This window comes from Pseudomonas sp. A6 (assembly GCF_052367875.1).
GTDB classification, from domain to species: Bacteria; Pseudomonadota; Gammaproteobacteria; order Pseudomonadales; family Pseudomonadaceae; genus Pseudomonas; species Pseudomonas citronellolis.
This window is the reverse complement of sequence record NZ_CP198970.1, coordinates 6,337,699-6,361,844: the sequence shown is the minus strand read 5'-3', so window position 1 is coordinate 6,361,844 and position 24,146 is coordinate 6,337,699. Positions and strand designations below refer to the sequence as shown.

General features: G+C 68.4%; 23 protein-coding genes. 8 read left to right on the top strand and 15 right to left on the bottom strand.

What is annotated here, in order from left to right:
• Window positions 1-141: 141 nt before the first annotated feature.
• Window positions 142-513: a PilZ domain-containing protein gene (locus ACTWJ5_RS28020; protein ID WP_009613140.1), complete on the bottom strand. Its 372-nt coding sequence runs from the start codon at window positions 511-513 to the stop codon at window positions 142-144.
• A gap of 146 nt (window positions 514-659) precedes the next feature.
• On the opposite strand from ACTWJ5_RS28020, the gene ACTWJ5_RS28015 reads away from it, so the two are divergent.
• The 4 genes from ACTWJ5_RS28015 (at window position 660) to yjiA (ending at window position 4,708) form a co-directional block, all read left to right on the top strand.
• The gene (locus tag ACTWJ5_RS28015) at window positions 660-1,166 is read left to right on the top strand and encodes a DUF3015 domain-containing protein (protein ID WP_074981201.1); all 507 of its coding nucleotides are present in this window, start codon (window positions 660-662) and stop codon (window positions 1,164-1,166) included.
• 200 nt (window positions 1,167-1,366) lie between these two features.
• Window positions 1,367-3,433 (top strand): carbon starvation CstA family protein, encoded by a 2,067-nt coding sequence (locus ACTWJ5_RS28010; protein WP_444436973.1) that lies wholly within the window; start codon window positions 1,367-1,369, stop codon window positions 3,431-3,433.
• A gap of 15 nt (window positions 3,434-3,448) precedes the next feature.
• Window positions 3,449-3,652 carry a YbdD/YjiX family protein gene (locus ACTWJ5_RS28005; protein ID WP_249918706.1) on the top strand — a complete coding sequence of 68 codons (204 nt, stop codon included), beginning with the start codon at window positions 3,449-3,451 and terminating at the stop codon, window positions 3,650-3,652.
• Between the two features lie 75 nt (window positions 3,653-3,727).
• On the top strand, window positions 3,728-4,708 hold the full coding sequence (yjiA, locus tag ACTWJ5_RS28000) for a GTPase (RefSeq protein WP_444436972.1): 981 nt from the start codon (window positions 3,728-3,730) through the stop codon (window positions 4,706-4,708).
• 237 nt (window positions 4,709-4,945) lie between these two features.
• On the opposite strand, the gene ACTWJ5_RS27995 is transcribed toward yjiA, so the two are convergent.
• The 9 genes from ACTWJ5_RS27995 to ACTWJ5_RS27955 all read right to left on the bottom strand — a co-directional run bounded on the left by ACTWJ5_RS27995 (window position 4,946) and on the right by ACTWJ5_RS27955 (window position 14,723).
• Complete coding sequence (locus tag ACTWJ5_RS27995; RefSeq protein WP_444436971.1) at window positions 4,946-6,433, bottom strand: APC family permease; 1,488 nt, start codon at window positions 6,431-6,433, stop codon at window positions 4,946-4,948.
• Window positions 6,434-6,783: 350 nt separating this feature from the next.
• The gene (locus ACTWJ5_RS27990; protein ID WP_009613135.1) at window positions 6,784-7,527 is read right to left on the bottom strand and encodes a cache domain-containing protein; all 744 of its coding nucleotides are present in this window, start codon (window positions 7,525-7,527) and stop codon (window positions 6,784-6,786) included.
• A 442-nt stretch (window positions 7,528-7,969) separates the two neighbouring features.
• A complete protein-coding gene (locus ACTWJ5_RS27985; RefSeq protein WP_116425909.1) occupies window positions 7,970-8,719 on the bottom strand; it encodes a FadR/GntR family transcriptional regulator in 750 nt (249 codons plus the stop codon).
• Between the two features lie 152 nt (window positions 8,720-8,871).
• Window positions 8,872-9,564: a substrate-binding periplasmic protein gene (locus ACTWJ5_RS27980; protein ID WP_058070077.1), complete on the bottom strand. Its 693-nt coding sequence runs from the start codon at window positions 9,562-9,564 to the stop codon at window positions 8,872-8,874.
• The gene (locus tag ACTWJ5_RS27975) at window positions 9,561-10,934 is read right to left on the bottom strand and encodes a glutamine synthetase family protein (protein WP_444436970.1); all 1,374 of its coding nucleotides are present in this window, start codon (window positions 10,932-10,934) and stop codon (window positions 9,561-9,563) included. Before ACTWJ5_RS27975 ends, ACTWJ5_RS27980 begins: the two co-directional genes overlap by 4 nt.
• Window positions 10,935-11,055: 121 nt before the next feature.
• Complete coding sequence (locus ACTWJ5_RS27970; RefSeq protein WP_253392559.1) at window positions 11,056-11,778, bottom strand: type 1 glutamine amidotransferase; 723 nt, start codon at window positions 11,776-11,778, stop codon at window positions 11,056-11,058.
• 10 nt (window positions 11,779-11,788) lie between these two features.
• Entirely contained in the window at window positions 11,789-12,229 is a 441-nt protein-coding gene (locus ACTWJ5_RS27965; protein WP_074981214.1) for a flavodoxin domain-containing protein, read from the bottom strand.
• Window positions 12,226-13,506 (bottom strand): FAD-dependent oxidoreductase, encoded by a 1,281-nt coding sequence (locus ACTWJ5_RS27960; RefSeq protein WP_444436969.1) that lies wholly within the window; start codon window positions 13,504-13,506, stop codon window positions 12,226-12,228. The genes ACTWJ5_RS27965 and ACTWJ5_RS27960 overlap by 4 nt, the downstream gene beginning before the upstream one ends.
• Entirely contained in the window at window positions 13,503-14,723 is a 1,221-nt protein-coding gene (locus tag ACTWJ5_RS27955) for a cytochrome P450 (protein ID WP_043268890.1), read from the bottom strand. The genes ACTWJ5_RS27960 and ACTWJ5_RS27955 overlap by 4 nt, the downstream gene beginning before the upstream one ends.
• 284 nt (window positions 14,724-15,007) lie before the next feature.
• Between ACTWJ5_RS27955 and ACTWJ5_RS27950 the strand changes: the two genes are divergently transcribed.
• Window positions 15,008-15,688 (top strand): type 1 glutamine amidotransferase, encoded by a 681-nt coding sequence (locus tag ACTWJ5_RS27950; protein ID WP_444436968.1) that lies wholly within the window; start codon window positions 15,008-15,010, stop codon window positions 15,686-15,688.
• 337 nt (window positions 15,689-16,025) lie between these two features.
• Here the strand turns inward: ACTWJ5_RS27950 and ACTWJ5_RS27945 are convergent, their stop codons facing one another.
• Window positions 16,026-17,519 (bottom strand): aldehyde dehydrogenase, encoded by a 1,494-nt coding sequence (locus ACTWJ5_RS27945; protein ID WP_116425904.1) that lies wholly within the window; start codon window positions 17,517-17,519, stop codon window positions 16,026-16,028.
• Between the two features lie 231 nt (window positions 17,520-17,750).
• Here ACTWJ5_RS27945 and ACTWJ5_RS27940 point away from each other — a divergent pair, with 231 nt between their 5' ends.
• Both ACTWJ5_RS27940 and ACTWJ5_RS27935 read left to right on the top strand, forming a co-directional pair.
• The gene (locus ACTWJ5_RS27940; protein WP_444436967.1) at window positions 17,751-18,428 is read left to right on the top strand and encodes a YceH family protein; all 678 of its coding nucleotides are present in this window, start codon (window positions 17,751-17,753) and stop codon (window positions 18,426-18,428) included.
• Window positions 18,429-18,525: 97 nt separating this feature from the next.
• A complete protein-coding gene (locus ACTWJ5_RS27935) occupies window positions 18,526-18,825 on the top strand; it encodes a hypothetical protein (protein ID WP_423359355.1) in 300 nt (99 codons plus the stop codon).
• 19 nt (window positions 18,826-18,844) lie between these two features.
• Here the strand turns inward: ACTWJ5_RS27935 and ACTWJ5_RS27930 are convergent, their stop codons facing one another.
• From ACTWJ5_RS27930 to ACTWJ5_RS27915, 4 genes are all read right to left on the bottom strand, one after another.
• Window positions 18,845-20,464: an NADP-dependent glyceraldehyde-3-phosphate dehydrogenase gene (locus ACTWJ5_RS27930; protein WP_074981226.1), complete on the bottom strand. Its 1,620-nt coding sequence runs from the start codon at window positions 20,462-20,464 to the stop codon at window positions 18,845-18,847.
• A gap of 130 nt (window positions 20,465-20,594) precedes the next feature.
• Window positions 20,595-20,744, bottom strand: coding sequence for a hypothetical protein (locus tag ACTWJ5_RS27925; protein WP_181926053.1), 150 nt, complete (start codon window positions 20,742-20,744; stop codon window positions 20,595-20,597).
• A gap of 36 nt (window positions 20,745-20,780) precedes the next feature.
• Window positions 20,781-22,133: a GntP family permease gene (locus ACTWJ5_RS27920; protein WP_058070069.1), complete on the bottom strand. Its 1,353-nt coding sequence runs from the start codon at window positions 22,131-22,133 to the stop codon at window positions 20,781-20,783.
• Between the two features lie 74 nt (window positions 22,134-22,207).
• On the bottom strand, window positions 22,208-22,729 hold the full coding sequence (locus ACTWJ5_RS27915; protein ID WP_024128099.1) for a gluconokinase: 522 nt from the start codon (window positions 22,727-22,729) through the stop codon (window positions 22,208-22,210).
• Window positions 22,730-22,933: 204 nt separating this feature from the next.
• On the opposite strand from ACTWJ5_RS27915, the gene ACTWJ5_RS27910 reads away from it, so the two are divergent.
• Window positions 22,934-23,968 (top strand): LacI family DNA-binding transcriptional regulator, encoded by a 1,035-nt coding sequence (locus tag ACTWJ5_RS27910; RefSeq protein WP_253411290.1) that lies wholly within the window; start codon window positions 22,934-22,936, stop codon window positions 23,966-23,968.
• Window positions 23,969-24,146: the final 178 nt, after the last annotated feature.

Here is a 24,146-nt window from a genome sequence, read left to right as displayed (position 1 = left end):
TGGCGTGGGTGGGGCGGCGTAGGGCGGATAACGTTCGACGTTATCCGCCGGTTAACCGTGATTCCCGGCAGCCCCGAGGCTGACCTGGGCGCGGGCCGTACCCTGGGTCAAACGGCGTACAACCGCGAACGGTTGTACGCCCTACGCCTGCTCCCCCAGCGCCGTCAGCTCGCGTTCCAGCAGGCTCGCGTCGCCCAGGTTGAGTTCCACCAGGCGGCGCAGGTGGCTGATGGAGTCCAGGTCGATGTGCCGGCAGATGAAGCCCAGCAGGCCTTCGCGTTCCCAGGCCAGGTCCGCCTCCATGTAGATGTTGGCGTCGAAGCCCAGGTAGATGCGCACCTCGAAGGGCTTGCCCGGGTCGCCGTTCCAGCCCGGCGGGCGGGTCACCAGCAGGCCCTGCAGCGACAGGTCTTGCAATTCGGCCTTCCAGCGCTGGCCGTCCTGGGCGACCTCGGTGCTGGCGTCGAAGGCGATGCGGCTGAAGCGCCGTCGTTCAGCGTGATCGTCACTCATGGGTGGGCTCTCCGGCCGATTTGCGTTCGCCTCACTATAGCCAAGCCCCTGTCGCCCGTCGCATCGCCGGCCGGCGGTTTGACAGCCGTCCGGGCGTCGCCAAAGCTGCTAGGGCGGTTCCCCATCAAACCAAGGCGGAGCGGAGCATGGACAACAAGATTCTGGGAAAGGGGCTTATCCTCGGGGTTCTGGCGTCGGCGAGCCTGCTGGCCCAGGCCGATGACGCCAGCAGCAAGGGCTGCGGCTGGGGCCAGTTGCTCTTCGAAGGCCAGCGCGGGCTGCTCCCGCACCTGCTGGCCACCACCACTAACGGCACCTCGGGCAACGCCACCTTCGGCCTCACCTCCGGCACCAACGGCTGCGACTCCAACGTGCGTATCCGCTACAGCGGCCGCTCGGTCCTGGCCATGAACGGCATGCTCGACAGCATCGCCGAGGACATGGCCAGGGGCCACGGCGAGGCGCTGGACGCCTACGCCACCCTGCTAGGCGTGCAGGCGCAGGACCGCGCGCACTTCGCCCAGGTCACCCGGCAGCACTTCGGCGAAATCTTCGCCAGCCAGGACGCCACCAGCGAACAGGTCTACGCCAACACCCTGGCGGTGATGCAGCGCGACGCCACCCTGGCGCGCTACGCCAAGCAACCCGCCTGAGCTTCCCACCCAGCTCCGGCCCGCGCGCAAACCCTCGACGCAGAGCGGTTTGCGCGGCGCTGGCCGCGACACCAGACCGCCCCTTTTCAGGCGGCAATATCGTTGCAACGGCTCTAGACTAAGGTCGTATAAATGACTCGCCGGAAAGGACTAGAATTTTTCCTGCGAATTCTCGCCCTTCAACAGTCGGAAGCATCGCCATGAACAATAACAACAGCCTGCTACGTCACATCGCCTGGGCGATCGTGGCGATAGTCGGAGCATGTGCCTTAGGAGTCGTGGCGCTTCGCCGCGGCGAAGCCATCAATGCCCTGTGGATCGTGGTAGCGGCGGTTGCCATCTACCTGGTCGCCTACCGCTACTACAGCCTGTTCATCGCCGAGAAGGTGATGCAACTGGACCCCAACCGAGCCACCCCCGCGGTGCTCAACAACGACGGCCTGGACTACGTCCCGACCAACAAGCACATCCTCTTCGGTCATCACTTCGCCGCCATCGCCGGCGCCGGCCCGCTGGTGGGCCCGGTGCTCGCCGCGCAGATGGGCTACCTGCCCGGCACCCTCTGGCTGATCGCCGGGGTGGTCCTGGCCGGCGCGGTGCAGGACTTCATGATCCTGTTCATCTCCAGCCGCCGCAACGGGCGCTCGCTGGGTGAACTGGTGCGCGAGGAAATGGGGCAGGTGGCGGGGACCATCGCCCTGTTCGGCGCGTTCCTGATCATGATCATCATCCTCGCGGTGCTCGCCCTGATCGTGGTGAAGGCCCTGGCGGAAAGCCCCTGGGGCATGTTCACGGTGATGGCCACCATCCCGATCGCGATCCTCATGGGCGTGTACATGCGCTATATCCGCCCGGGCCGCATCGGCGAGATCTCGGTGGTCGGCGTGGCCCTGCTGCTGGGCTCCATCTGGCTCGGCGGGCAGGTCGCGGCCAGCCCCGAATGGGCGCCGGTGTTCACCTTCCACGGCGTGCAGATCGTCTGGATGCTGATCGGCTACGGCGCCATCGCCTCGGTGCTGCCGGTGTGGCTGCTGCTGGCCCCGCGCGACTACCTGTCGACCTTCCTGAAGATCGGCACCATCGTCGCCCTGGCCATCGGCATCCTGATCGTCATGCCGGAGCTGAAGATGCCGGCCCTGACGCAGTTCACCGACGGCACCGGCCCGGTGTGGAAGGGCAGCCTGTTTCCCTTCCTGTTCATCACCATCGCCTGTGGCGCCGTGTCCGGCTTCCACGCGCTGATCTCCTCGGGCACCACGCCCAAGCTGCTCAACCGCGAGCCCGACGCCCGCTACATCGGCTACGGCGGCATGCTGATGGAGTCCTTCGTGGCGATCATGGCCATGGTCGCCGCTTCGGTGATCGAGCCGGGCATCTACTTCGCCATGAACAGCCCGCCGGCGGTGGTCGGCACTGACGTCGCCGCGGTGGCCGCGACCGTCAGCGGCTGGGGCTTTGCCATCACCCCGGAAATACTCACCCAGACCGCCAAGGACATCGGCGAGACCACCATCCTGGCCCGCGCCGGCGGCGCCCCGACCCTGGCCGTGGGCATCGCCCACATCCTCCACCAGGTGCTGCCGGGCGAGAACACCATGGCCTTCTGGTACCACTTCGCGATCCTCTTCGAGGCGCTGTTCATCCTCACCGCGGTGGACGCCGGCACCCGCGCCGGGCGCTTCATGCTGCAGGACCTGCTGGGCAACTTCGTCCCGTCGCTGAAGAAGACCGACTCCTGGGGCGCCAACATCGTCGGCACCGGCGGCTGCGTGGCGCTGTGGGGCTGGCTGCTGTACCAGGGCGTGGTCGACCCGCTGGGCGGCATCAACACCCTGTGGCCGCTGTTCGGCATCTCCAACCAGATGCTCGCCGGCATCGCCCTGATGCTCGCCACCGTGGTGCTGATCAAGATGAAGCGCCAGCAGTACGTGTGGGTCACCGCGCTGCCGGCGGCCTGGCTGCTGATCTGCACCAGCGCCGCGGGCCTGATCAAGATCTTCGACGGCAACCCGGCGGTGGGCTTCGTCGCCCTGGCGCAGAAGTACGGCGCCGCGCTGGACGCCGGCCAGGTCCTGGCCCCGGCCAAGGACATCGCCCAGGTCAAGACGGTGATGGTCAACGCCTACATCAACGCCGGCCTCACCGCGCTGTTCCTGCTGGTGGTGTTCAGCGTGCTGGTGTACTCCATCAAGGTCGGCGCCAAGGCCTGGACCAAGAAGGAGCGTACCGACAAGGAAGCGCCGTTCCAGCCCATTCCCGAGGCCTGAGGCAGGAGGTGACACGTGTTCAATGACCTCAGTCGCATGGGCAAGTACCTCGGGCAGGCCGCCAGGATGCTGGTGGGCATGCCCGACTACGACACCTATGTCGAGCACATGCGCAGCAAGCACCCGGACAAGCCGGTGATGAGCTACAAGGAGTTCTTCCGCGAACGCCAGGAGGCACGCTACGGCGGCGGCAAGGGGCGACCGATCCGTTGCTGCTGAAGCCGCGGATGGGTGTATAAACGGACGGGCCGCCAGCGAGCGGCCCGTTTTCATTTTCCTGCCCGGATGGTTCCCATGAGTGATTCCGTAGTGCCCGCGCAGATTCCGGTGACCGTGCTCACCGGCTTCCTCGGCGCCGGCAAGACCACCCTGTTGCGCCACATCCTGCAGGCCGAACACGGCCTGAAGATCGCGGTGATCGAGAACGAATTCAGCGACGCCCCCATCGACGGCCAACTGCTGGGCGATGCCCCGGCGCAGGTCATGACGCTGTCCAACGGCTGTGTCTGCTGCACCATCAACAACGACCTGGAGCGTTCGCTGTACCTGCTGCTGGAGCAGCGCGACAGCGGCGAGATCGCCTTCGACCGCCTGGTGATCGAATGCACCGGCCTGGCCGACCCGGCGCCGGTGGCGCAGACCTTCTTCGTCGACGAGACGCTGCGCGAGCGCTACCTGCTCGACGGCATCATCACCCTGGTGGACGCCGCCAACGCCGACCGTCACCTGCAGGAGGCCATCGCCCAGGCCCAGGTCGGCTTCGGCGACCGCATCCTGGTGAGCAAGCGCGACCTGGTCAGCGTCGAGCAGTACCAGGCCCTGGCCGAACGCCTGCAACACATCAACCGCCGCGCCGAGCTGTACCCGGTGGACCATGGCCGCATCGAACTGGAACGCCTGCTCGACGTGCGCGGCTTCAACCTCAACGCCGACCTCGGCCTGCGCCCGCTGCAGCCGCTGCGTCCGGTGGCGGCCAGCGACGACCGCATCCGCACCCTGGTGCTGCGCAGCGACAAGCCGCTGAACATCGAGCGCCTGAGCGAATTCATGGACGACCTGCTGCAATGGCACGGCAACTCGCTGTTGCGCTACAAGGGCGTGCTGAACATCCAGGGCGAGGAACGCCGCCTGGTGTTCCAGGGCGTGCTGCGGCTGTACGGCTTCGACTGGGACACGCCCTGGGGCGAGGAGGCGCGCGAGAGCGTGATCGTGTTCATCGGCGACAACCTGCCGGAGGAGCAGATCCGCCAGGGGTTCGAGGCGATCGTGGGGTGAGCGCCGGGAATCCGTAGGGCGCACGGTGAGCCCAATCGCGGACAAAGTCCGCTCCTACGCCCGAGCCTCCCTGTAACCGTAGGAGCAACTCTGTCCGCGATTCGGCGGATAACGCCCTACCTCGCTATCCGGTGGCTGCGGTGTATCGGGCGGGCTCCGCTCCCTCTCCCCAGCCCTTGACCCCTCCTCAAAAAGAAACGCCCGGCATTCACCGGGCGTTCTTCTTCAGGCCAGGCCTCAATGCCGGGCCAGCTTCCAGGCATCCCCAGCCGGCGCAGTGCCCTTGTCATAGGGCTTGAACACCGTCATGTACACCAGCCCCACGGCGATCACGATGGTGCCCACCAGGATGATCCCGTAGTTGATGTACCAGGGCGCGTCCGGCGTGCGCGGCCAGGACATGTTGATGATCGCCAGCAGGCCGTAGACCTGGGCGGCGATGTTCACCGGCCAGCCCCACTTGCCCAGGGTGAAGGCGCCGCTGGGCTTCCAGCCGCGCAGGCGGGCGAACAGGGCGGCGCCGACGATCATCTGGAAGGCCAGGTAGATGCCGATGGCGGCGAAGCTGACCACGGTGCCGATGGCGTTCTGCAGGTAGAAGCCGATGCACACGATGATCGCCGGGATCACCCCGCACACCACCAGGGCCGCGGTGGGCACGTGGGTGTTGGGCGACAGGCGCTGCAGCAGGCGGCTGCCCATGACCATCTCGTCGCGGGCGTAGGAGTACAGCAGGCGGCTGGCGGCGGCCTGCAGGCTGAGCACGCAGGAGACGAACGACACCAGGATCACCAGCATCACCAGGCGCGCGCCGAGCGGGCCGAAGGCGCCGTCGAAGATGGTGGTCATCGGGTCCTTGTCGGCGCCGGAGATCACCGCGCCGATGTCCGGCACCGCGAGGATCAGCGCCAGGGCGGCGAACATCGAGGCGCCGCCGCCGATCCAGATGGTCATGCGCATGGCCTTGGGAATGCGCCGGCTGGGGTTCGGGGTTTCCTCGGCGACGTCGCCGCAGGCCTCGAAGCCGTAGTAGAGGAACATGCCGGCCAGGGAGGCGGTGAGGAACGCCGGCCAGTAGGCGCCGTCGATGCGGATGTCGAAGGTGTTGAACAGCACCGAGATCGGCTGGTGGCGTTCGAAGATCAGCAGGTAGCCGCCGATGACGATGGCACCGATCAGCTCGCAGAGGAAGCCGAACATGGCCACCCGCGCCAGCAGCTTGGTGCCGCTGAGGTTGAGCAGGGTGGCGACCAGCGTCAGGCCCAGGCCGATCAGGGTGTTGGTCGCCGGGTCGGCCTCGAAGCCGAGCAGCGTGGCGACGTAGGGGCCGGCGCCCAGGGCCACCGCGGCGATGGTCACGCACAGCGACACCGAGTAGATCCAGCCGACCATCCACGCCCAGCGCTTGCCCACCAGGCGTCGGGCCCAGGGGTACACGCCGCCGGAGATCGGGAACTGCGAAACCACCTCGCAGAAGATCAGGCACACCAGCATCTGCCCCAGGCCCACCAGCAGGTACGACCAGAACATCGGCGGCCCGCCGGCGGCCAGGCACAGGCCGAAGATGCTGTACACGCCGACCACCGGCGACAGGTAGGTGAAGCCCAGGGCGAAGTTCTGCCACAGGCTCATGCTGCGTTCGAAGTTGGAGGAATAGCCCAGCGCGCGGAGCTGTTCCGCATCGCGGTCGACCGGGGCGATGCCGGGTTGGATCGGACTGTTCATCGTTATTGTTCCTGTATGGCTATGCACGTCGGCATTGAACAGATGGATCGGGACTGGGAGCCCGCTGCCCACGGCGTGTGGCGGCAGCGGTGAAAACCGGGGCGGCCGGGCCGGGGTAACAGCGGCGGCCGCCTGCGTGGAGCAAGCACAGCCTATGCCATATTACATATGATTTAAAATGTTTTATTGGGCTCTCTGCGCTGGACGATGGGAAGGCTGGAGTTAGAGCGGCGGGCTCTTGCGCGCAACGGCCCGGGCGACGGGGCCGCCAGGGCCGTTCAGCGCCCCGGCGGGGGACGAAAATAGGGCGGAGTAACGCCGCATTGCTCCCTTCGGGAGCACTGGCGGGCTCAGGCTGCGCGGTGGCGCTTCTCCGGCAGTTGCACCAGGGTCCAGTGGGCGGACTGCTCGGCCAGGTTGGCGCGCTGGCAGCGGGTATCGCTGGCCAGGCCGAGGCTGGCTATCTCGCCGGCGATGAAGTTGGCGGTGTTGGCCGCCACCACCCGGCCCTCGCCACTGAGGATCAGCGCCTCGTGCTCCAGGCGCATGAGCTTGGCGGTGACCACCCGCTCGAAGCGGTTCAGCGCGATGTCCGCGGCGGCCACGCCGAGGAAGCGCCCCTCCAGCAGCAGCGGGCGGGAGAAGGTGAGGATGTACATGTCCTGGCCGTAGAGGTCGACGTAAGGACCGACCACGCTGCTGCGCCCGCTGTCGCGCGGGATGGCGAACCAGGGCATGGCGCAGTAGTCGTAGAAGTTCTCGCTGCGCCGGTTGAAGTTCAGGCTCAGCGGCACGGTGCGCCCGCCGGCGCCCAGCTGGCGCCACTCCAGGTACATCTCCTTGTCGCGCAGCACGCCCGGCTGCAGCACCACGCCGCAACCCTGCAGGCAGGCGCCGGGCTGCGTCAGGCAGCCTTCGATCAGCGGCCGCAGGCTGGCCAGGTCGGCGGAATCCACGGGCCTGCCGTCGGCCTCGCGCCAGATGCTGTCGATGGCGTTGGCCAGGGTGTCGATCTGGGCAAAGATGTTACTGATCGACACGTCGATGCGCTGGGCGCACTCGTCCAACGGGGTTTCACACACTGCGCTCGCCATGGCCTGGAGTCTCTTGTTCTAAGGGGAAGCGGACCTCCGGCGGATAAAAATCCTAAATCAGAGGTTTGTAGGGGAAAAACAGGGCAAGGGTTGTGCCAATTGGCTCCGAATCCACCTGTAGGAGCGCGCCCTGCGCGCGAATCGCGGGCAGGGCCCGCTCCTACAGGTGTACGCAGTCAACTTCCACGTAGGGTGGGTTGAGCTGTGAATGCTGCCTTGGCGATGGGTATCGCTTCGCTCAACACCATCCTACGAAAGACGTCGCCAGCCGATGTGGGAGCAACTGTCTTGCCGATTGCACCGAGGCGCTTTTCGTAGGATGGGTTGAGCCTTGGCGAAACCCATGCGGCCAGGCGATGGGTGTCATATTTGCCGTGGGGGTAGGAGTGGACCTTGTCCGCGATTCGCGCGCAGGGCGCGCTCCTACGTGGGGCCGTTCGGCCTAGGGCGCTTCCTGGGCCAGGAGTTCCAGCTTCATGTCGATCAGGCGTTTCACGCCGCGGTTGACGTGGGCCTCGACCAGGGCGCCGGCCAGGTTCGGGTCGCCGGCGACTATCGCTTCGCGGATCGCCGTGTGCTCCTGCTGGATGGTTTCCACGCCGGGCGCGCCGGGCACCGGCAGCCAGAGCAGCTCGCCGATCTCCGCCTGCAGGCGGATTTCCGCGTGGGTGAGGCGCACCGACTGCGAGGCCACGGCGATCTCGATGTGGAAGCGCGCGTCGGCGCGACGGCGTTCGTGGCGGGTGGTGGCCTTGCCCAGGGTCTCGATGTACTGCGCCAGGTGCTGGTGGTGCTCGCGGGAGGCGCGGCGGGCGGCCAGGCGCGCGGCGGTGCCGGAAATGGCGATGTGTTCGTCGCAGAGGTCGCGCAGGTCGATGGTGCTCAGCTCGTCGAGGCGGCTCAAGACGATCTCGGCGGGGATTTCCTCGATGGCGCGGATGAAGCTGCCGCCGTTGCGCCCGCGGCGGGTCTCGATGACGCCGCGCTGGCGCAGGTAGGCCAGGGCTTCGCGGAGGGTCACGGTGGCCACGCCGAACTGCATGGCCAGCTCGGTCTCGCTGGGCAGTTGCTGGCCCTCGGCGAACAGGCCGAGGTCGATGGCGTCCATCAGCCGGCGCACGACCTCTTCGGTGCGGCCTTCCTGGCGCAGGCGGATGAAGGGGCCGGGAGCGGTGGGTGAGGATCCATTCATGCTGCGTTGCGGCCGCGGCGGGGGCTGGGCGCCGGAGCCAGAACTCCTGTAAGGGCCGGAGAGGGTGAGGGGCTGGCGCAGTATAACCTCATACTCAGAGTTCAATGTAGAAAGCGGCCGCCCCAGGGGGCGGCCGATTGCCGCGAGTTGTGTCAGAACGGGTAGGCCAGGCTCGGCATCCACTGTTGCCAGATGCGTTGCAGTTCGCCGTCGGCCTTCAGCGCCGCCAGGGCGCTGTCCACCTCGTCCAGCCACGGCCCCTGGCCGCGCTTCACCGCGATGCCCCAGCGGTTGTGGGTGGGCACGCTGAAGCCGATGGCCAGGTCGGGCTCCTCGGCCAGGGGCACCAGCGCCACGTCGTCGTCCACCAGGGCGTCGATATGGCCTTCGCGCAGGGCCCGGACCATGTCGCCGAGCACGTCGTCGGTGTCGCCGCCGAAGGGCACGGTGACGCAGCCTTCGAAGGTTTCCGCCAGGGCCATGTTGAGGCTGTTGGCGATCGCCCCGACGCGCTTGCCGACCAGGTCCGCCGGGCTGCGCACCAGGCTGCCGCGCAGCACCATCACCGCCTCGTCGAACACCGCGTAGGGCGCGGTGAAGTCGGCGAGGGTCAGGCGGTAGTTGGAGATGCCCTGGCCGCACAGCAGGATGTCGGCGTCGCCGGCCTGCAGCGCCGGGTAGAAGTCCGCCCAGTTGCGGTAGACGAACTGCGCTTCGCGGCCCAGGCGCCTGGCCAGGGCGCGGGCGACGTCGGACTCGTAGCCGTGGCGATAGCCCTCGGCATCCTTGTGGAACAGCGGCGGGGCCGGCAGGTCGGCGCAGAGAACGCGCAATACGCCGCTCATGGCAGGTAGTCCATGTACATCTTGGCTTCCCACTCGGTGACGACGGAGCAGTAGCGCGCCCACTCGTCGGCCTTGAGGTCGCGGTACAGCTCGGCCATCGCCGGTGGCAGCGCGCCGCGCACCACGGCGTCTTCGTCGAAGGCCTGCACGGCTTCGCCGAGGGTCATCGGCATGCGCACGTTCTCGCGGGCGGCGGGGATGCTGTCGCTGTTGTCCGGGGCGCCCGGGTCGGTGCGGTTTTCCAGGCCGTCGCGGATGCCGGCCAGCAGCAGGGTGTGCGATAGGTAGGGGTTCACGCTGGCGTCGGGCAGCTTGTATTCCAGGCGGCCGTTGGCCGACAGGCGCACGGTGCAGGTCTTGTTGTCCATGCCCCAGTTCAGGCGGTTGGGGGCGAACAGGCCGGCGTCCCAGAAGCGCTTGTAGGAGTTCACGGTGGAAGCCATCACCAGCATCGAGCCGGGGGCGTGGGCCAGCAGGCCGCCGAGGGCGTGGCGGCCGGTGTCGGTCAGGTGCAGTTCGCGGCGGCCGGCTTCGGCCAGCACGTTCTGCTCGCCGCGCCAGAGGCTGAAGTTGTGGTGGCAGCCGCTGCCCATGCTGCCGGTGGTGGGCTTGGGCATGAAGCTGGCGCGCACGCCGAACTCGTTGGCCACCTGGCGGCAGATCAGGCGGTAGGTCACCAGGCGGTCGGCGGTGAGGTGGCAGTCGTCGAACATCCAGTTCAGTTCGAGCTGGCCCGGGTCCTCGTAGTCGCCCTCGATCATGTCCAGGCCCATGGCGCCGGCGTACTGCATCACGCGCTGGAAGATCGGCCGCATGGTCTCCAGGTTGCCCAGGTGGTAGGCCGGGCTGGCGCCGGGGCGCACCTTGACCTCCAGCTTGTCGCCGAACCAGGTCATCTCCGGTTCGCAGCCGGTCTTCAGGCTCAGCCCGGTGCCGGCGGTGAAGGCCTTGTGGCTGTCGATCAGCAGGCCGCGGGCGTCGGTGGCCAGCACCTGGCCGGCCACTTCCTGGCGGTGGTCGGGCTCGTACAGGCGGCAGAAGAAGCTGCCGATGGACTTGTCCCAGGGCAGCACGTTGAAGCTGCCGACGTCGGGGATGGCGGTGAACTCCGCGGCCTGGGCGCCGCCGCCGAGCAGCACGCCGGCGCGGGTGCTCTGCAGGTCGGAGAGCGCGGTGCGGTGGAACTGCACGCCCTTCTCCAGGTTGCGCAGCAGGTGCTTGGCCGGCACCACCTTGGCCAGCACGCGGCCGCTGAGGGTGACCACCTGGTAGTACAGGTACTCCACGCCGGATTCGCGGATGCGCGCGGCGAGATCCTGGGCGACGGCGGAGCTGGTGTTGTATTCCTTGTGTAGATCGAGCGCTGTCATTTCGGGGTTCTCCTCGGGCAGCGGCAGGCAAGGCACGCTGCGATGGCGGATGAATTTAAATTTACAAACTGTGTTTATATGTTTTTGGGCGAAGAACGGAACCTCTCTGCGAAGTGCCGGGCTAGGGGATGAACGGGGAACAGGCCGGGCGGGCGTGTTCGCGGAAGAAGGCGGCGGCCCAGCGGGCGATCTGCCGGTTGTCCGGGCTCAGCCGCCGCAGCGATTCCCAGGCCCGCGCGGTGACGTCCGCCGGTAGCAGGCCGTTGCCATAGCGGTCGAGCAGGGCGGCCAGGTAGTCCACGCTGAACTCCGGGTGGAACTGCACCGAGCGCGCCGGGAAGGCGTACTCCAGCACGCCGTGCGGGCAATGCGCGGAACCGCCGGCCACCCGCGCCTGCGGCGGCAGGCTGCTGACCTGGTCCTGGTGGAACACCAGGGTGGCCGCGTCCTCCAGGCCCTCGGCGTCGTACCGGTAGGCCTGGGCGCCGACGCCCCAGCCGACCTCGGCGCGGGTGGTGCGGCCGTCGAAGGCGTCGGCCATGATCTGGTGCCCGAAGCAGATGCCGAACACCGGCCGGCGCAGGCTGCGCAGGCGCCGCAACAGGGCCACCAGATGCAGCATCCAGGGGCTGTGCTCGTAGCAGCTGTGGCGCGAGCCGGTCAGCAGGTAGCCGTCGAAGGCGGTGGCCTCGGGCAGCGGCTCGCCGCGCACCGCCGAGACGTAGGTGAAGTCCGCCTCGGGCAGCGCCGGGGCCAGCCAGCTTTCGATCATCGCCGGGTAGCTGCCGAAAGCGTCCTGCAGTTCCTCGGGGATCAGGCCGTTCTCGATGATGCACAGGCGCATGGCGTTCTCCTCAGATCTGCCCGAGCAGGCCCTTGGCCCAGGCCAGCGCCGCGTCGCCGGGCAGCTCGCCGCTGGAGGCGTCGTGCTGGCCGTGTTCGCCGACCTGCTGCGCGCCCAGTTCCACCAGGGCATCGGCGATGATCCGGCTGCCGCGGTTGAAAGTCTCGTAGAAGCTGTCGCCCAGGCCGAAGGTGGCGAAGCGCAGGCCGGCCAGGTCCGGGCGCTGGCCTTGCAGCGCGGCGTGGAACGGCTGGGCGCTGTTGGGCAGCTCGCCGTCGCCGTAGGTGGAGCAGACGATGACGTGGAAGTCCTGCGGGTTCAGCCCGGCCGGGTCGAACGCGGCCATGTCGCGGACCTGGGTGGGATAGTCGGCGCCCATAGCGTCGGCGAGGTCGTCGGCGACCATCTCGGCGTTGCCGGTCTCGGTGCCGAAGAGGATGAGGATGTTCATGCGGGGTTCTCCTGGGGGCTGCGGGCGATGGCGAGCATGCCGGCGCGGTCGGTGATCTTGCGGCGCACGCGGCCGGGGGCGGCGGCCCGGGTTTCGGCGTGGTCGATGCGCTGCCACTGGGCGTAGCCGACGCCACGTTCGCGCAGCCCGGCGGGCAGGGCGGTGAGCCCGGGGCGGCCACTGCGCGGCGCGGCCTGCTGGTCGGCGACCATGGCTTCGGCGACCAGGCGGGCGTCCTGGCGGTTCTCCGGGATGGTCCCGCGCGGGCCGCGGCGCAGCCAGCCGACGCAGTACAGGCCCTCGTCCAGGCGGCCCCGTTTGAGGTCGGCGCTGGCGCCCAGCAGGGCATCGCGTTGCAGCAGGCCGTCGGCCGCTTCCTCGAAGCCGATGGCACTGACCAGGCTGTCCACCTCCAGGCGCAGTTCGCGGCCGTCGACGTGGCGCAGCTCCAGGGCTTCGACGCTTGCGGCGCCGTGGATGGCCTGGGGTGTCCAGCCGAAGTGGAAGACCAGTTCGCGGCCCGCCACCGGCTGCTCCTGCGCGGCCAGCGCGCGCAGCACGTCCAGGCGCGCCTGCTCGGCGGCATCGGCACAGGGGGCGTCTGCCGGCGGCAGGTCCTCGATGCGGATGCGCACCCCGGCCAGCTTGCCGAGTTCGCGCAGCATCACCGGGTCGAAGCGGGCCTGGGCGGCGGGCGAACGGCCGAGGATGTCAATGCGCTCCACGCCTTCGGCCAGCAGCGCCTGCAGCGGCGCCTCGGCGATGTCGGAGCCGGCGAAGTCCTCGGCCGACTTGGCCAGCAGGCGCAGCACGTCGATGGCCACGTTGCCGTTGCCGACGATGGCCACGCGGCGGCCGAACGCCGGGGCGAAGCCCTGTTCGTCCGGGTGGCCGTTTAACAGCCGGGTGACGCGGCCGGAGCCGTAGACGCCGGGCAGCTCGTCGCCGGGAATGCCCAGGCGGCGGTCGCCGTACAGGCCGGTGGCGAGCACCACCAGGTCGAAGGCCTCGCGCAATTGCTCCAGGGACAGGTCGCGGCCCACTTCCAGGTTGCCGAGGAATGCCACGCCTTCGCGCTTGAACAGCCGCTCGAACTGCCGGCACACCGCCTTGGTGCCCTGGTGGTCCGGCGCCACGCCGTAGCGCACCAGGCCGAAGGGCGCGGGCAGACGCTCGATCAGCACGATCTGCGCGTCCGCCCAGTGCTTGCGCAGGGCCTGGGCCAGGTAGCAGGCCGAGGGCCCGCTGCCGACGATGGCTATGCTGGGGGCGTTCATTTCGCCGGCACCGCGTCGAAGCGGATCGGCAGGCGGGTGGCGCCGGTGTTGCCGCTGTCCGGCAGCCATTCGGCCTCGCCGTTGGGCGCCGGGTGCTTCAGGTGCTGGGCGAGCAGGGCCAGGGCCGCGGTCATGTCGCCGCGGGCGATGAAGTGGCCGATGCAGTGGTGCGCGCCGGCGCCGAAGCCGAAGTGCGGCAGGCGCTTGGCGGTGATGTCGAAGCTGGCGTCCTCGAAGGCGTGCGGGTCGCTGCCGGCGGCCTGGCTGAACAGGTGCACGGTGGTGCCTTTGGCGATGTGCAGACCCTGGTATTCGAAGTCTTCCAGCGCCTCGCGGGTGACCCAGGTGACGGTCGGGCGCACGCGCATCACTTCTTCCACGGCGGCGCGGGCCAGTTCCGCGTCGTTGCCCAGCAGCTCCCATTGCGCGGGGTGCTGGAGGAAGGTGTCCATGGCCAGGCTGAGCTGGTTGCGGGTGGTGTCGATGCCGCCGAAGATCGCCAGGACGATCATGTCGTACAGCTCCTGGTCGCTGAGGGCGTTCTTGTCCTCTTCGTTGGCGCGCACCAGGCTGCTGAGGAAGTCCTCGCCCAGGCCGTTGCGCTTGAGCGCTTCCACCGCCTGGCGGGCGTAGCCGAACAGCTTGTCGGTGGCGGCGTTGATGCGCGCCTCGTCGCGCTTGAAGGTCACGCCCAGGGCCAGGCCCATCTCCACCGCCAGGTCGGCCAGGCCCTTCCACTCGCTGATCGGCAGGCCGAGCAGCAGGCAGATCACCTGGGTGGCGTAGGGTTCGGCGAACTCGCTGACGAACTCGCACTCGCCGCGGCCTTCGAACTGCGCGATCAGGTCGCCGGCCAGGCGCTGGAAGTCCGGCATCATCTGCTTCACCAGCTTGGGCGCGAAGGCCGGGTTGGCCAGGCGGCGCAAGCGCGAATGGTCGGCGCCTTCCTTGCTCAGCAGCATGCGCATCCACCAGTCGGCGAAGCTGCCGCTGGCGTTGTTGTGCGCGGGCCAGGCGTAGCTGCCCTGGCGCAGGCGCTGGTCGCGCAGCAGCTTGTTCACCTCGTCGTAGCGCAGCACGGCGATGCCATAGGGCGTGCGGGCGAACCAGCTTTGCGCGCGGGCATCCATCACCGCCTGGGAGCGGATGGAGAAGCTCGGATCGCTGACATCCAGGTAGGGCGCGTCATCGAGGCGGGTAGGGGCGCTGGTGGTCATTCGGACACCTCCGTTCTGGCGCTTGCCGCCAGTGGGCGGTGCGCTGTTGTTGTGATGGGCGATGCCGGGCGGCGCCGCCATCCGCCGTCGGTGGACGGCGGGGGATGGATTTGAATTTAAAATATGGTTTCATAGTTTTCAACAGGCTTTTTTCGCCTTTCCGGTGCCTTTTGGGTGGGGTTTGGTTGCTCGTGAAAGCGAGGGTCCAGGTTTCATGCGGGTTTCAGCGCAGCGGATGAGGCAAATAAAAAATCTGTTTTAAAATCTTTTAAGGAGAAAGCGCCATGAAACCATCCCGTGCCATCGCCGTGCTGCACGACGCCGCCGACGTCGCCGGCTGCCTGCCGGAGCTGTTCGCCGAGCAGGGCATCGACCTGGAACTGCGCTGCGTAGAGGAAGGCCTGCCGCCGCCGGAGAGCCTGGAACTGCTGCTGGTGCTGGGCAGCCCCGAGTCGGCCTACGACCACCGCGTGCCCTGGCTGGGCGGCGAGCTGGCCTGGCTGAAGGCCGTGCAGGCGCGCGGCGTGCCGACCTGGGGCATCTGCTTCGGCAGCCAGCTGCTGGCCCGCGCCCTGGGCGGCGAGGTGTACCGCAACCGCCAGGCCGAGATCGGCTGGACGCCCATCGACACCCCGCAGGCGGACTGGGCCTTCCGCGGTCCGTGGCTGAACTTCCACTTCGATGCCTTCACTCCGCCGCCGGGTGCCACCCTGTTGGGTGCCACCGAACTGGCGCCCCAGGCCTACAGCCATGGGCGCAGCCTGGGCGTGCAGTTCCACCCGGAGATCGATACGGCGATGTTCGATACCTGGATCGCCTATTGGCGGCGCAGCGAGGAGGGCCGGCGCTTTATGGCCGAAGCGGGGGATTTGCCGGAGCGGATTCGTGCGGAGATTGCCGAGCGGGAGGGGGTGAACAAGGGGAATTGCCGGGGGTTGCTGGGGGATTTTCTGGGGCGGTTGTGATTGGGGGCTTGGTGCTTTTGTAGGAGCGGAGCTTCTCCGCGATAGCCGTCATCTCCGGCGCGATTCGCGGATGAGATCCGCTCCTACGGATTGCCCCAGCACCGTGCCCACTGTAGGAGCGCGCCCTGCGCGCGAATCGCGGGCAGGGCCCGCTCCTACGGTGCCAGGAAGCACAGCTTTTCGTAGGATGGCGTTGAGCGAAGCGATACCCATCACCGCGGCCGCATGGGTTTCGCAAGCTCAACCCATCCTATGAGGAGCCTCGCCGGCCTGGACCGTAGGAGCGAGCTTGCTCGCTCCTACGAAAGGCGCCTCACCGCAGCCGGCAAGCGCCGCCTCAGAGCTTGATCCAGGTCGCCTTCAACTCGGTGTACTTATCGAACGCATGCAGCGACTTGTCCCGGCCATTGCCCGACTGCTTGAAGCCGCCGAAGGGCGCGGTCATGTCGCCGCCGTCGTACTGGTTCACCCACACGCTGCCGGCGCGCAGGGCGCGGGCGGTCTGGTGGGCCTTGGTGATGTCGCGGGTCCAGACCGCCGCGCCCAGGCCGTACTGGGTGTCGTTGGCGATGCGGATGGCTTCCTCGGCGCCTTCGAACTCGATCACCGAGAGCACCGGGCCGAAGATTTCCTCGCGGGCGATCTTCATGGCGTTGCTCACGCCGTCGAACAGCGTCGGCTCCACGTAGGTGCCGCCGGTTTCCTCCAGTACCTGGCGGCCGCCGGTCATCAGCTGGGCGCCCTCGGCCTTGCCGGCCTCGATGTAGCCCAGCACCTGCTCCAACTGGCGGCCGTCCACCAGGGCGCCGACGTTGGTGTCCGGGTCCAGCGGGTGGCCGGCTTTCCAGCCTTTCAGGGCTTCCACCACCATGGGCACGAACTGCGCCTTGATGGATTTTTCCACCAGCAGGCGCGAGCCCGCGGTGCAGACTTCACCCTGGTTGAAAGCGATGGCGGCGGCCGCGGACTCGGCGGCGGCCTGCAGGTCCGGAGCGTCGCCGAAGACGATGTTCGGGCTCTTGCCGCCGGCCTCCAGCCACACGCGCTTCATGTTCGATTCGCCAGCGTAGACCAGCAACTGCTTGGCGATTTTGGTCGAGCCAGTGAACACCACGGTGTCCACGTCCATGTGCAGCGCCAGGGCCTTGCCCACGGTGTGGCCGTAGCCCGGCAGCACGTTGAGCACGCCCTTGGGCAGGCCGGCGTCCAGCGCCAGCTGGGCGATGCGGATGGCGGTCAGCGGCGAGCGCTCGGACGGCTTGAGGATCACCGAGTTGCCGGTGGCCAGGGCCGGGCCGAGTTTCCAGCTGGCCATCATCAGCGGGAAGTTCCACGGCACGATGGCGGCGACCACGCCCACCGCTTCGCGGGTGACCAGGCCGAGCTGGTCGCGCGGGGTGGCGGCCACTTCGTCGTAGACCTTGTCGATGGCCTCGCCGCTCCAGCGGAGGCTGTCCACCGCGCCGGGCAGGTCGACGTTCAGCGAATCGCCGATGGGCTTGCCCATGTCCAGGGTTTCCAGCAGCGCCAGCTCCTCGGCGTGCTCCTCCAGCAGCTCGGCGAAGCGCACCAGCACGGCCTTGCGCGCGGCCGGCGCCTGCTGCGACCAGGTGCCTGCCTCGAAGGCGGCGCGGGCGCTTTGCACGGCGTGCTCGGCATCGGCGGCGTCGCAGCTGGCGACCTTGGCCAGCAGGCGCCCGTCCACCGGGCTGAGGCAGTCGAAGGTGGCGCCGTCGGCGGCGTCGCGGTACTGGCCGTCGATGAAGGCGCGGCCTTCGATGCGCAGTTGGCTGGCGCGGGCTTCCCAGTCGGCTCGGGTCGCTTGGGTCATGGTGGGGTCGCTCCTGATCGTTGTTGTGGTGTGGGTGGCCGCCGGGGAGGCGAGCCGAATAATACATATGAGACCATATCTTAAGCCCTCGCCAGTGCCAATAGTCGCCTGCGAAGCGCTGCCGGTCAGCCGCCTGCAGGCCGGCCCGCTGTGAGGCGCGACGCCATGGAGGGTGCCAAAGCCGACGGACGCGGCTAGGCTAAGGGCCTCGACGCGACCCTTGGAAACAACATGAACGAAGAATCCACAAGCCTGCCCGAGCGCGACCCCCTCAGCGCGGTGGAGATCCGCGTGCTCGGCAGCCTGATCGAGAAGCAGCTGACCACCCCGGAAACCTATCCGCTGACGCTCAACGCCCTGGTCACCGCCTGCAACCAGAAGACCAGCCGCGAGCCGGTGATGGACCTCAACCCCGGCCAGGTCGGCCAGGCCCTGCGCAGGCTGGAGGGCCTGGAGATGGTGCGCCTGGTGATGGGCAGCCGCGCCGACCGCTGGGAGCAGCGCCTGGACAAGGCGCTGGAGCTGGTCAAGCCGCAGTGGGTGCTGCTCGGCCTGCTGTTCCTGCGCGGCCCGCAGACGCTCAACGAGCTGCTCACCCGCAGCATGCGCATGCACGATTTCGACGACACCGAGGAAGTCCGCCACCAGCTGGAACGCCTGGCCGCCCGCGGCTTCGCCGTGCAGCTGGAACGCCAGAGCGGCCAGCGCGAGGACCGCTACATGCACCTGCTGGGCAGTGCCGCCGACCGCGAGGCGGCCATCGCCGCCAGCGGCCGTGGCGCCCCGGCGCCGCGCGGCGAGCACAGCGTGCAGGACGAGGCGCGCATCCTTGAGCTGGAGGCCCGCGTGGCCGCTCTGGAGGAGCGCCTGGCGCGCCTGGAGCAGGACCGCGACAACGGCCTGGACTGAAACCAACGATGGCCATGGAAACGGCCGGATAAGCATTCTTTAAGAATTCGTCCGCATAGTGCCAGGACCGTTTTCATGGCTGCACAGGGGAGCTTCCATGGGGCCCAGACTTACGCAGGCGCTGCTGGTGTCGGTGCTGTGCCAGCTGTCCGAAAGCCAGCCGCGCTCGCTCGCCGAGTTGAGCGGGCAGCGCGAGAACAACCTGCTGGCGATCCGCGAGCTGTTCCGCCAGGGGCGCATCACCGGCGTGTTGCGTGACGACCCCTTTGGCGCCGAGGACGCCCAGGGCCCGCTGCTCTGCGATGCCGAGCGGCTGCGCCTGCGCCGTCCCTACGCGCTGCAGGTGGAGGAACTGAACGAACAGGCGCCGCCGACCGAGACACTGATCCGCATCTGAGGCGGCGCCTGCGCAGGCTTCAGAAGATGTAGTCGGTAGTCAGGAAGTTCGACTCGCGGCCCTGGATGATCTCGCTGATCAGCGCCTTGTTGGCGGCATTGAAGCGCGTCGCCACCAGGGTGCGGATGGAGAAGGTGCGCAGCGCGTCGTGCACCGACAGGGTGCCCTCGGCGGAGTTCTTGCGGCCGTTGAACGGGTAGCTGTCCGGGCCGCGCTGGCACTGGGCGTTGATATTGATGCGGCCGACCTGGTTGGCGAAGGCGTCCACCAGCCGGCCGACCTGCTCGGGGTCGCTGCCGAACAGGCTCAGCTGCTGGCCGTAGTCGGACTGCAGCACGTAGTCGATCACTTCCTCCAGCTCGCGGTACGGCACCACCGGCACCAGCGGGCCGAACTGCTCCTCGTGGTACAGGCGCATCCGCGCCGTCACCGGGCTGAGCAGCGCCGGGTAGAAGAAGCTCTCGCGCGACTGGCCGCCACCGGCGTTGATCACCCTGGCGCCTTTCTCCAGGGCATCTGCCAGCAGGCCGTTGAGGTAGTCCACCTTGCCCGGCTCGGGCAACGGCGTCAGCGCCACGCCCGGCTCCCAGGGCATGCCCGGCTTGAGCTGGGCCAGGCGCGCGCTGAACTTGTCGAGGAAGCCCTGCAGCACGCTTTCGTGGACGAACAGGATCTTCAGCGCGGTGCAGCGCTGGCCGTTGAACGACAGCGCGCCGGTGATGGCTTCCTCCACGGCGTTGTCCAGGTCCACCTGCGGCAGGACGATGCCGGGGTTCTTCGCGTCCAGGCCCAGGGCCGCGCGCAGGCGGTGCGGGCGCGGGTGCAGGCGCTTGAGGTCGGCGGCGCCCTTGTGGGTGCCGATGAAGGCGAACACGTCGACCTTGCCGCTGGCCATCAGCGCCGAGACGGTCTCGCGGCCGCGGCCGTAGATGATGTTGATCACCCCCGGCGGGAAGCTGTCGCGGAAGGCCTCCAGCAGCGGGCGCATCAGCAGCACGCCGAACTTGGCCGGCTTGAACACCACGGTGTTGCCCATGATCAGCGCCGGGATCAGCGTGGTGAAGGTCTCGTTCAGCGGATAGTTGTACGGGCCCATGCACAGCGCCACGCCCAGCGGCACGCGGCGGATCTGGCCGAGGGTGCCCTGTTCCAGCTCGAAGCGGCTGGAGCGGCGGTCCAGGTCCTTGAGCGCGTCTATGGTGTCGACGATGTAGTCGCAGGTGCGGTCGAATTCCTTCTCCGAATCCTTGAGGTTCTTGCCGATCTCCCACATCAGCAGGCGCACCACCGCCTCGCGCTGCTCGCGCATGCGCGCCAGGAAGGTCTCCACGTGCTGGATGCGCTCGGCCACCCGCAGGTTGGGCCACAGGCCCTGGCCGTTGTCGTAGGCGGCCACGGCGGCGTCGAGGGCGGCCAGCGCGGCGTCGGCGTCCAGCAGCGGGGTGCTGCCGAGGATCACCTGGCGTTCGCCCTCGGCGCTCTTCAGGAAGATCGGGCTGCGCACCGGCGCCAGCGGACCGTCCCAGCGGCGCAGCTGGCCGTTCACCAGGTAGTCGCGTTGCTCGACCGGGGCGTCGGGGCGCCAGGCCTCGGGGATGTCGTCGATGGCGGGGAACAGGGTGTCGAGGTTGTGGCTCATGGTTCCTCCCTCAGGAACGGGCGCCGCTGGGGCAGAAGGGAAGGGCGCCCGGAATGTTGTTTTTAGCCTGGATCGGCCTGAAGGTGAATCGTTTCAGCTTGCGTTCGTCGGAAAGCCCGGCGAGGGGCTTTCAGCGGGCGCGGCCGGACGGCCGGGGCGCGGCTGGCGCCCGGGCCTCGCCGAGCAGCTCCTGCTGCTCGGCATAGCGCTCGCGCACGTCGAAGTCGCGCGGCCAGTCGTTGGCGGGGGAAGGCTTGGGGTCGCGGGCTCGGGTGGACATCGGCGGTACTCCTTTCACGGGGGAAGCCGGTGGTCCTCAGACCACCAGCGAAAGCAGCAGGATGAACACCAGGCCGACCACGGAGAGGATGGTCTCCATGGCCGTCCAGGTCTTGAAGGTCTCGGCGACGCTCATGTTGAAGTACTGCTTGACCAGCCAGAACCCGGCGTCGTTGACGTGGGAGAGGATCAGCGAGCCGGCGCCGGTGGCCAGCACCAGCAGCTCGCGGTTGACCCCTGGGATCATGCCCACCACCGGCACCACGATGCCGGCGCCGGTGATGGTGGCGACCGTGGCGGAACCGGTGGCGACGCGGATCACCGCCGCCACCAGCCAGGCCAGCAGGATCGGCGAAATCTGCGCGTGCACGGCCAGGTGGCCGATCACGTCGCCCACGCCGCTGGCCACCAGCATCTGCTTGAAGCCGCCGCCGGCGCCGATGATCATCACGATGGCCGCGGTGGGCGCCAGGCTCTGGTCGAGCAGCTTGAGAATCTGCTGCGAGCCGAAGCCGCGGGCGTAACCGAAGGTGTACAGGGCCAGCAGCAGCGCCAGCAGCAGGGCGGTGATCGGGTGGCCGATCATGTCCATCCAGGCGCGGAAGGCGTGGCCGTCGGGCAGCAGCACGTCGGCGAAGGTCTTCAGCAGCATCAGGAACACCGGCAGCAGCACGGTCAGCAGGGTGATGCCGAAGCTGGGCAGGTTGCTGGTCTCCGGCTCATGGGCGATCTGCGCCACCAGTTCCTCGGACGGGCTGCCGGGGATCACCCGGGCGATCCAGGCGCCGAACAGCGGGCCGGCGATGGCCGCGGTGGGCAGCGCGACGATCAGGCCGTAGAGGATGGTCTTGCCGATGTCGGCGCCGAACACGCCGATGGCCAGCAGCGGCCCCGGGTGCGGCGGCACCAGCCCGTGCACCGCGGAAAGCCCGGCCAGCAGCGGGATGCCGATCTTGATCAGCGACACGCCGCTGCGCCGCGCGACGATGAACACCAGCGGGATCAGCAGGATGAAGCCGATCTCGAAGAACAGCGGGATGCCCACCAGGAAGGCCGCCAGCATCATCGCCCAGTGCACCTTGCGCTCGCCGAAGGCGTCGATCAGGGTGCGGGCGATCTGATCGGCGCCGCCGGACTCGGCCATCATCTTGCCGAGCATGGTGCCCAGGGCGAGGATCACCCCGACGAAGCCGAGCACCCCGCCGAAGCCGTCCTGGAAGGCCTTGACGATCTGCGCCACGGGCATGCCCGAGGTCAGGCCGAGGAAGCCGGCGGCGATGATCAGGGCGAGGAAGGGGTGGATCTTGAAGCGGGTGATCAGCACGATCAGGCCGATGATGGTGACCAGCGCATCCAGCAGCAGATAGGTGTCGTGGGACAGACCGAACATGGCGGGGCTCCCTTGTCGTTGTTTTTACGGGCGTTTTGGGATAGCGCTGTCTTCAGCGCGCGGCAAAAAACGGTTCAGGCCGGCTCGTGGGCGCGCCACCAGGCCAGGGCCTGCTCGACGATGATTTCCACCGGCAGGGTGGCATCGACGGCGAGGGTCAGCGGTTCGTCGTGGGGCGGCTCCAGGGCGGCGAACTGGCTGTCCACCAGGGTCGCCGGCATGAAGTGCCCGGGGCGCTCGGCGACGCGGCGCGCGGCTTCCTCGCGGGGCAGTTCGAGGAACACCACGCCCAGGCCCGGCACGGCCTCGCGCAGGCGTTCGCGGTAGGCCAGCTTGAGCGCCGAGCAGGTCAGCACCGGGCGCTGGCCGGCGGCTACGGCCTGGCGCAGCAGCTCGGCCAGGGTGGCCAGCCAGCCGGCGCGGTCGTCGTCGGTCAGGGGGATGCCGGCGCTCATCTTGCGGATGTTCTCGGCCGGGTGGAAGGTGTCGCCTTCGATCTCGTGGGCGCCGCTGGCGCGGCACAGCGCCTGGCTGACGCTGGTCTTCCCGCAACCGGAGACACCCATGATCAGCAGGGCGTGGATGGGGGGGAGCATATCGCACCTCGGTGGGGAGACAGCGCTGTCTTTAAGAGTCGAAGCCAAGAGCATGGGGCTGCCTCCGCTTTCTTGTCATTCTAGTGCTTGCGTATGGTGTCCGCGGTTTTTCCGCCACAGCGCGATCCGGGGCTTTCAGGCAATTGCCGGGTTCGCGAGACAGCGCTACCTTAGTGCCTCGATTTTCGTTTGGCAAGCCAGCCGATGTCCTCACAGAAGAAGAACGACAAGCACTCCCGCGCCAGCGGCCGCCCCACCCTGAACGAAGTGGCGCAGCGCGCCGGCGTCAGCCCCATCACCGCCTCCCGCGCCCTGCGCGGCGTCAGCAGCGTCGCCGAGGCGCTGGTGCTGAAGGTCCGCGAGGCCGCCGCCGAGCTGGGCTACGTGGCCAACCCCGCGGCGCGGGCGCTGGCCTCGGCGCAGAGCCACAGCGTGGTGGTGCTGGTGCCGTCGCTGTCCAACCAGCTGTTCGTCGACACCCTCGAAGCCATCCACGGCGTGCTGCGCCCCCAGGGCCTGGAAGTGCTGATCGGCAACTTCCACTACTCGCGCGACGAAGAGGAAGACCTGATCCGCAACTACCTGGCCTACCAGCCGCGCGGCCTGCTGCTCACCGGCTTCGAGCGCACCGAGAGCGCGCGACGGATGGTCGAGGCCAGCGGCGTGCCCTGCGTCTACATGATGGACCTGGACCACAGCCCCGGTCTGCACTGCGTGGGCTTCTCGCAGATCGCCGCGGGCATGGCCGCCGCCGAGCACCTGCTGGCCGGCGGGCGCAAGCGCCTGGCCTACGTCGGCGCGCAGCTGGACCAGCGCACCCTGCTGCGCGGCGAGGGTTTCCGCCGCGCCCTGCAGAAGGCCGGCTGCTACGACCCGGCGCTGGAGATGCTGACGCCGCGGCCGTCCTCGGTGGGCCTGGGCGGCGAGCTGTTCCGCCAGCTGCTGGCCGCGCGGCCGGACGTGGAAGGCATCTTCTTCGGCAACGACGACCTGGCCCAGGGCGCCCTGCTGGAAGCGCTGCGCCAGGGCATCGAAGTGCCGCGGCAGGTCGCCGTGGTCGGCTTCAACGACCTGCCCAGCTCGGCCTACATGGTGCCGCGCCTGTCCAGCATCCGTACCCCGCGCGAGGCCATCGGCCGCCGCGCCGCCGAGACGCTGCTGGCGCTGATCGCCGCGCGGCCGATCGCCGAGCCGGTGCAGGACCTGGGCTTCGAACTGATGGTGCGCGAGAGCAGTTGAAACATGCACAGGGTATTTCTGCCGATCTCGCTGCGTCCGCTGCCGCCGCGCTTCATTTCCCGGGCCTTGCGGTCGCCCTGTTTCACGGCCGGCGGGGCGCGTTGCAGAGCGTCCCGCCCATCGTTCGACGGCCGGTACTGGGGAATGCCGCCGGTCTGCCGATAGGCATCAGGTACCC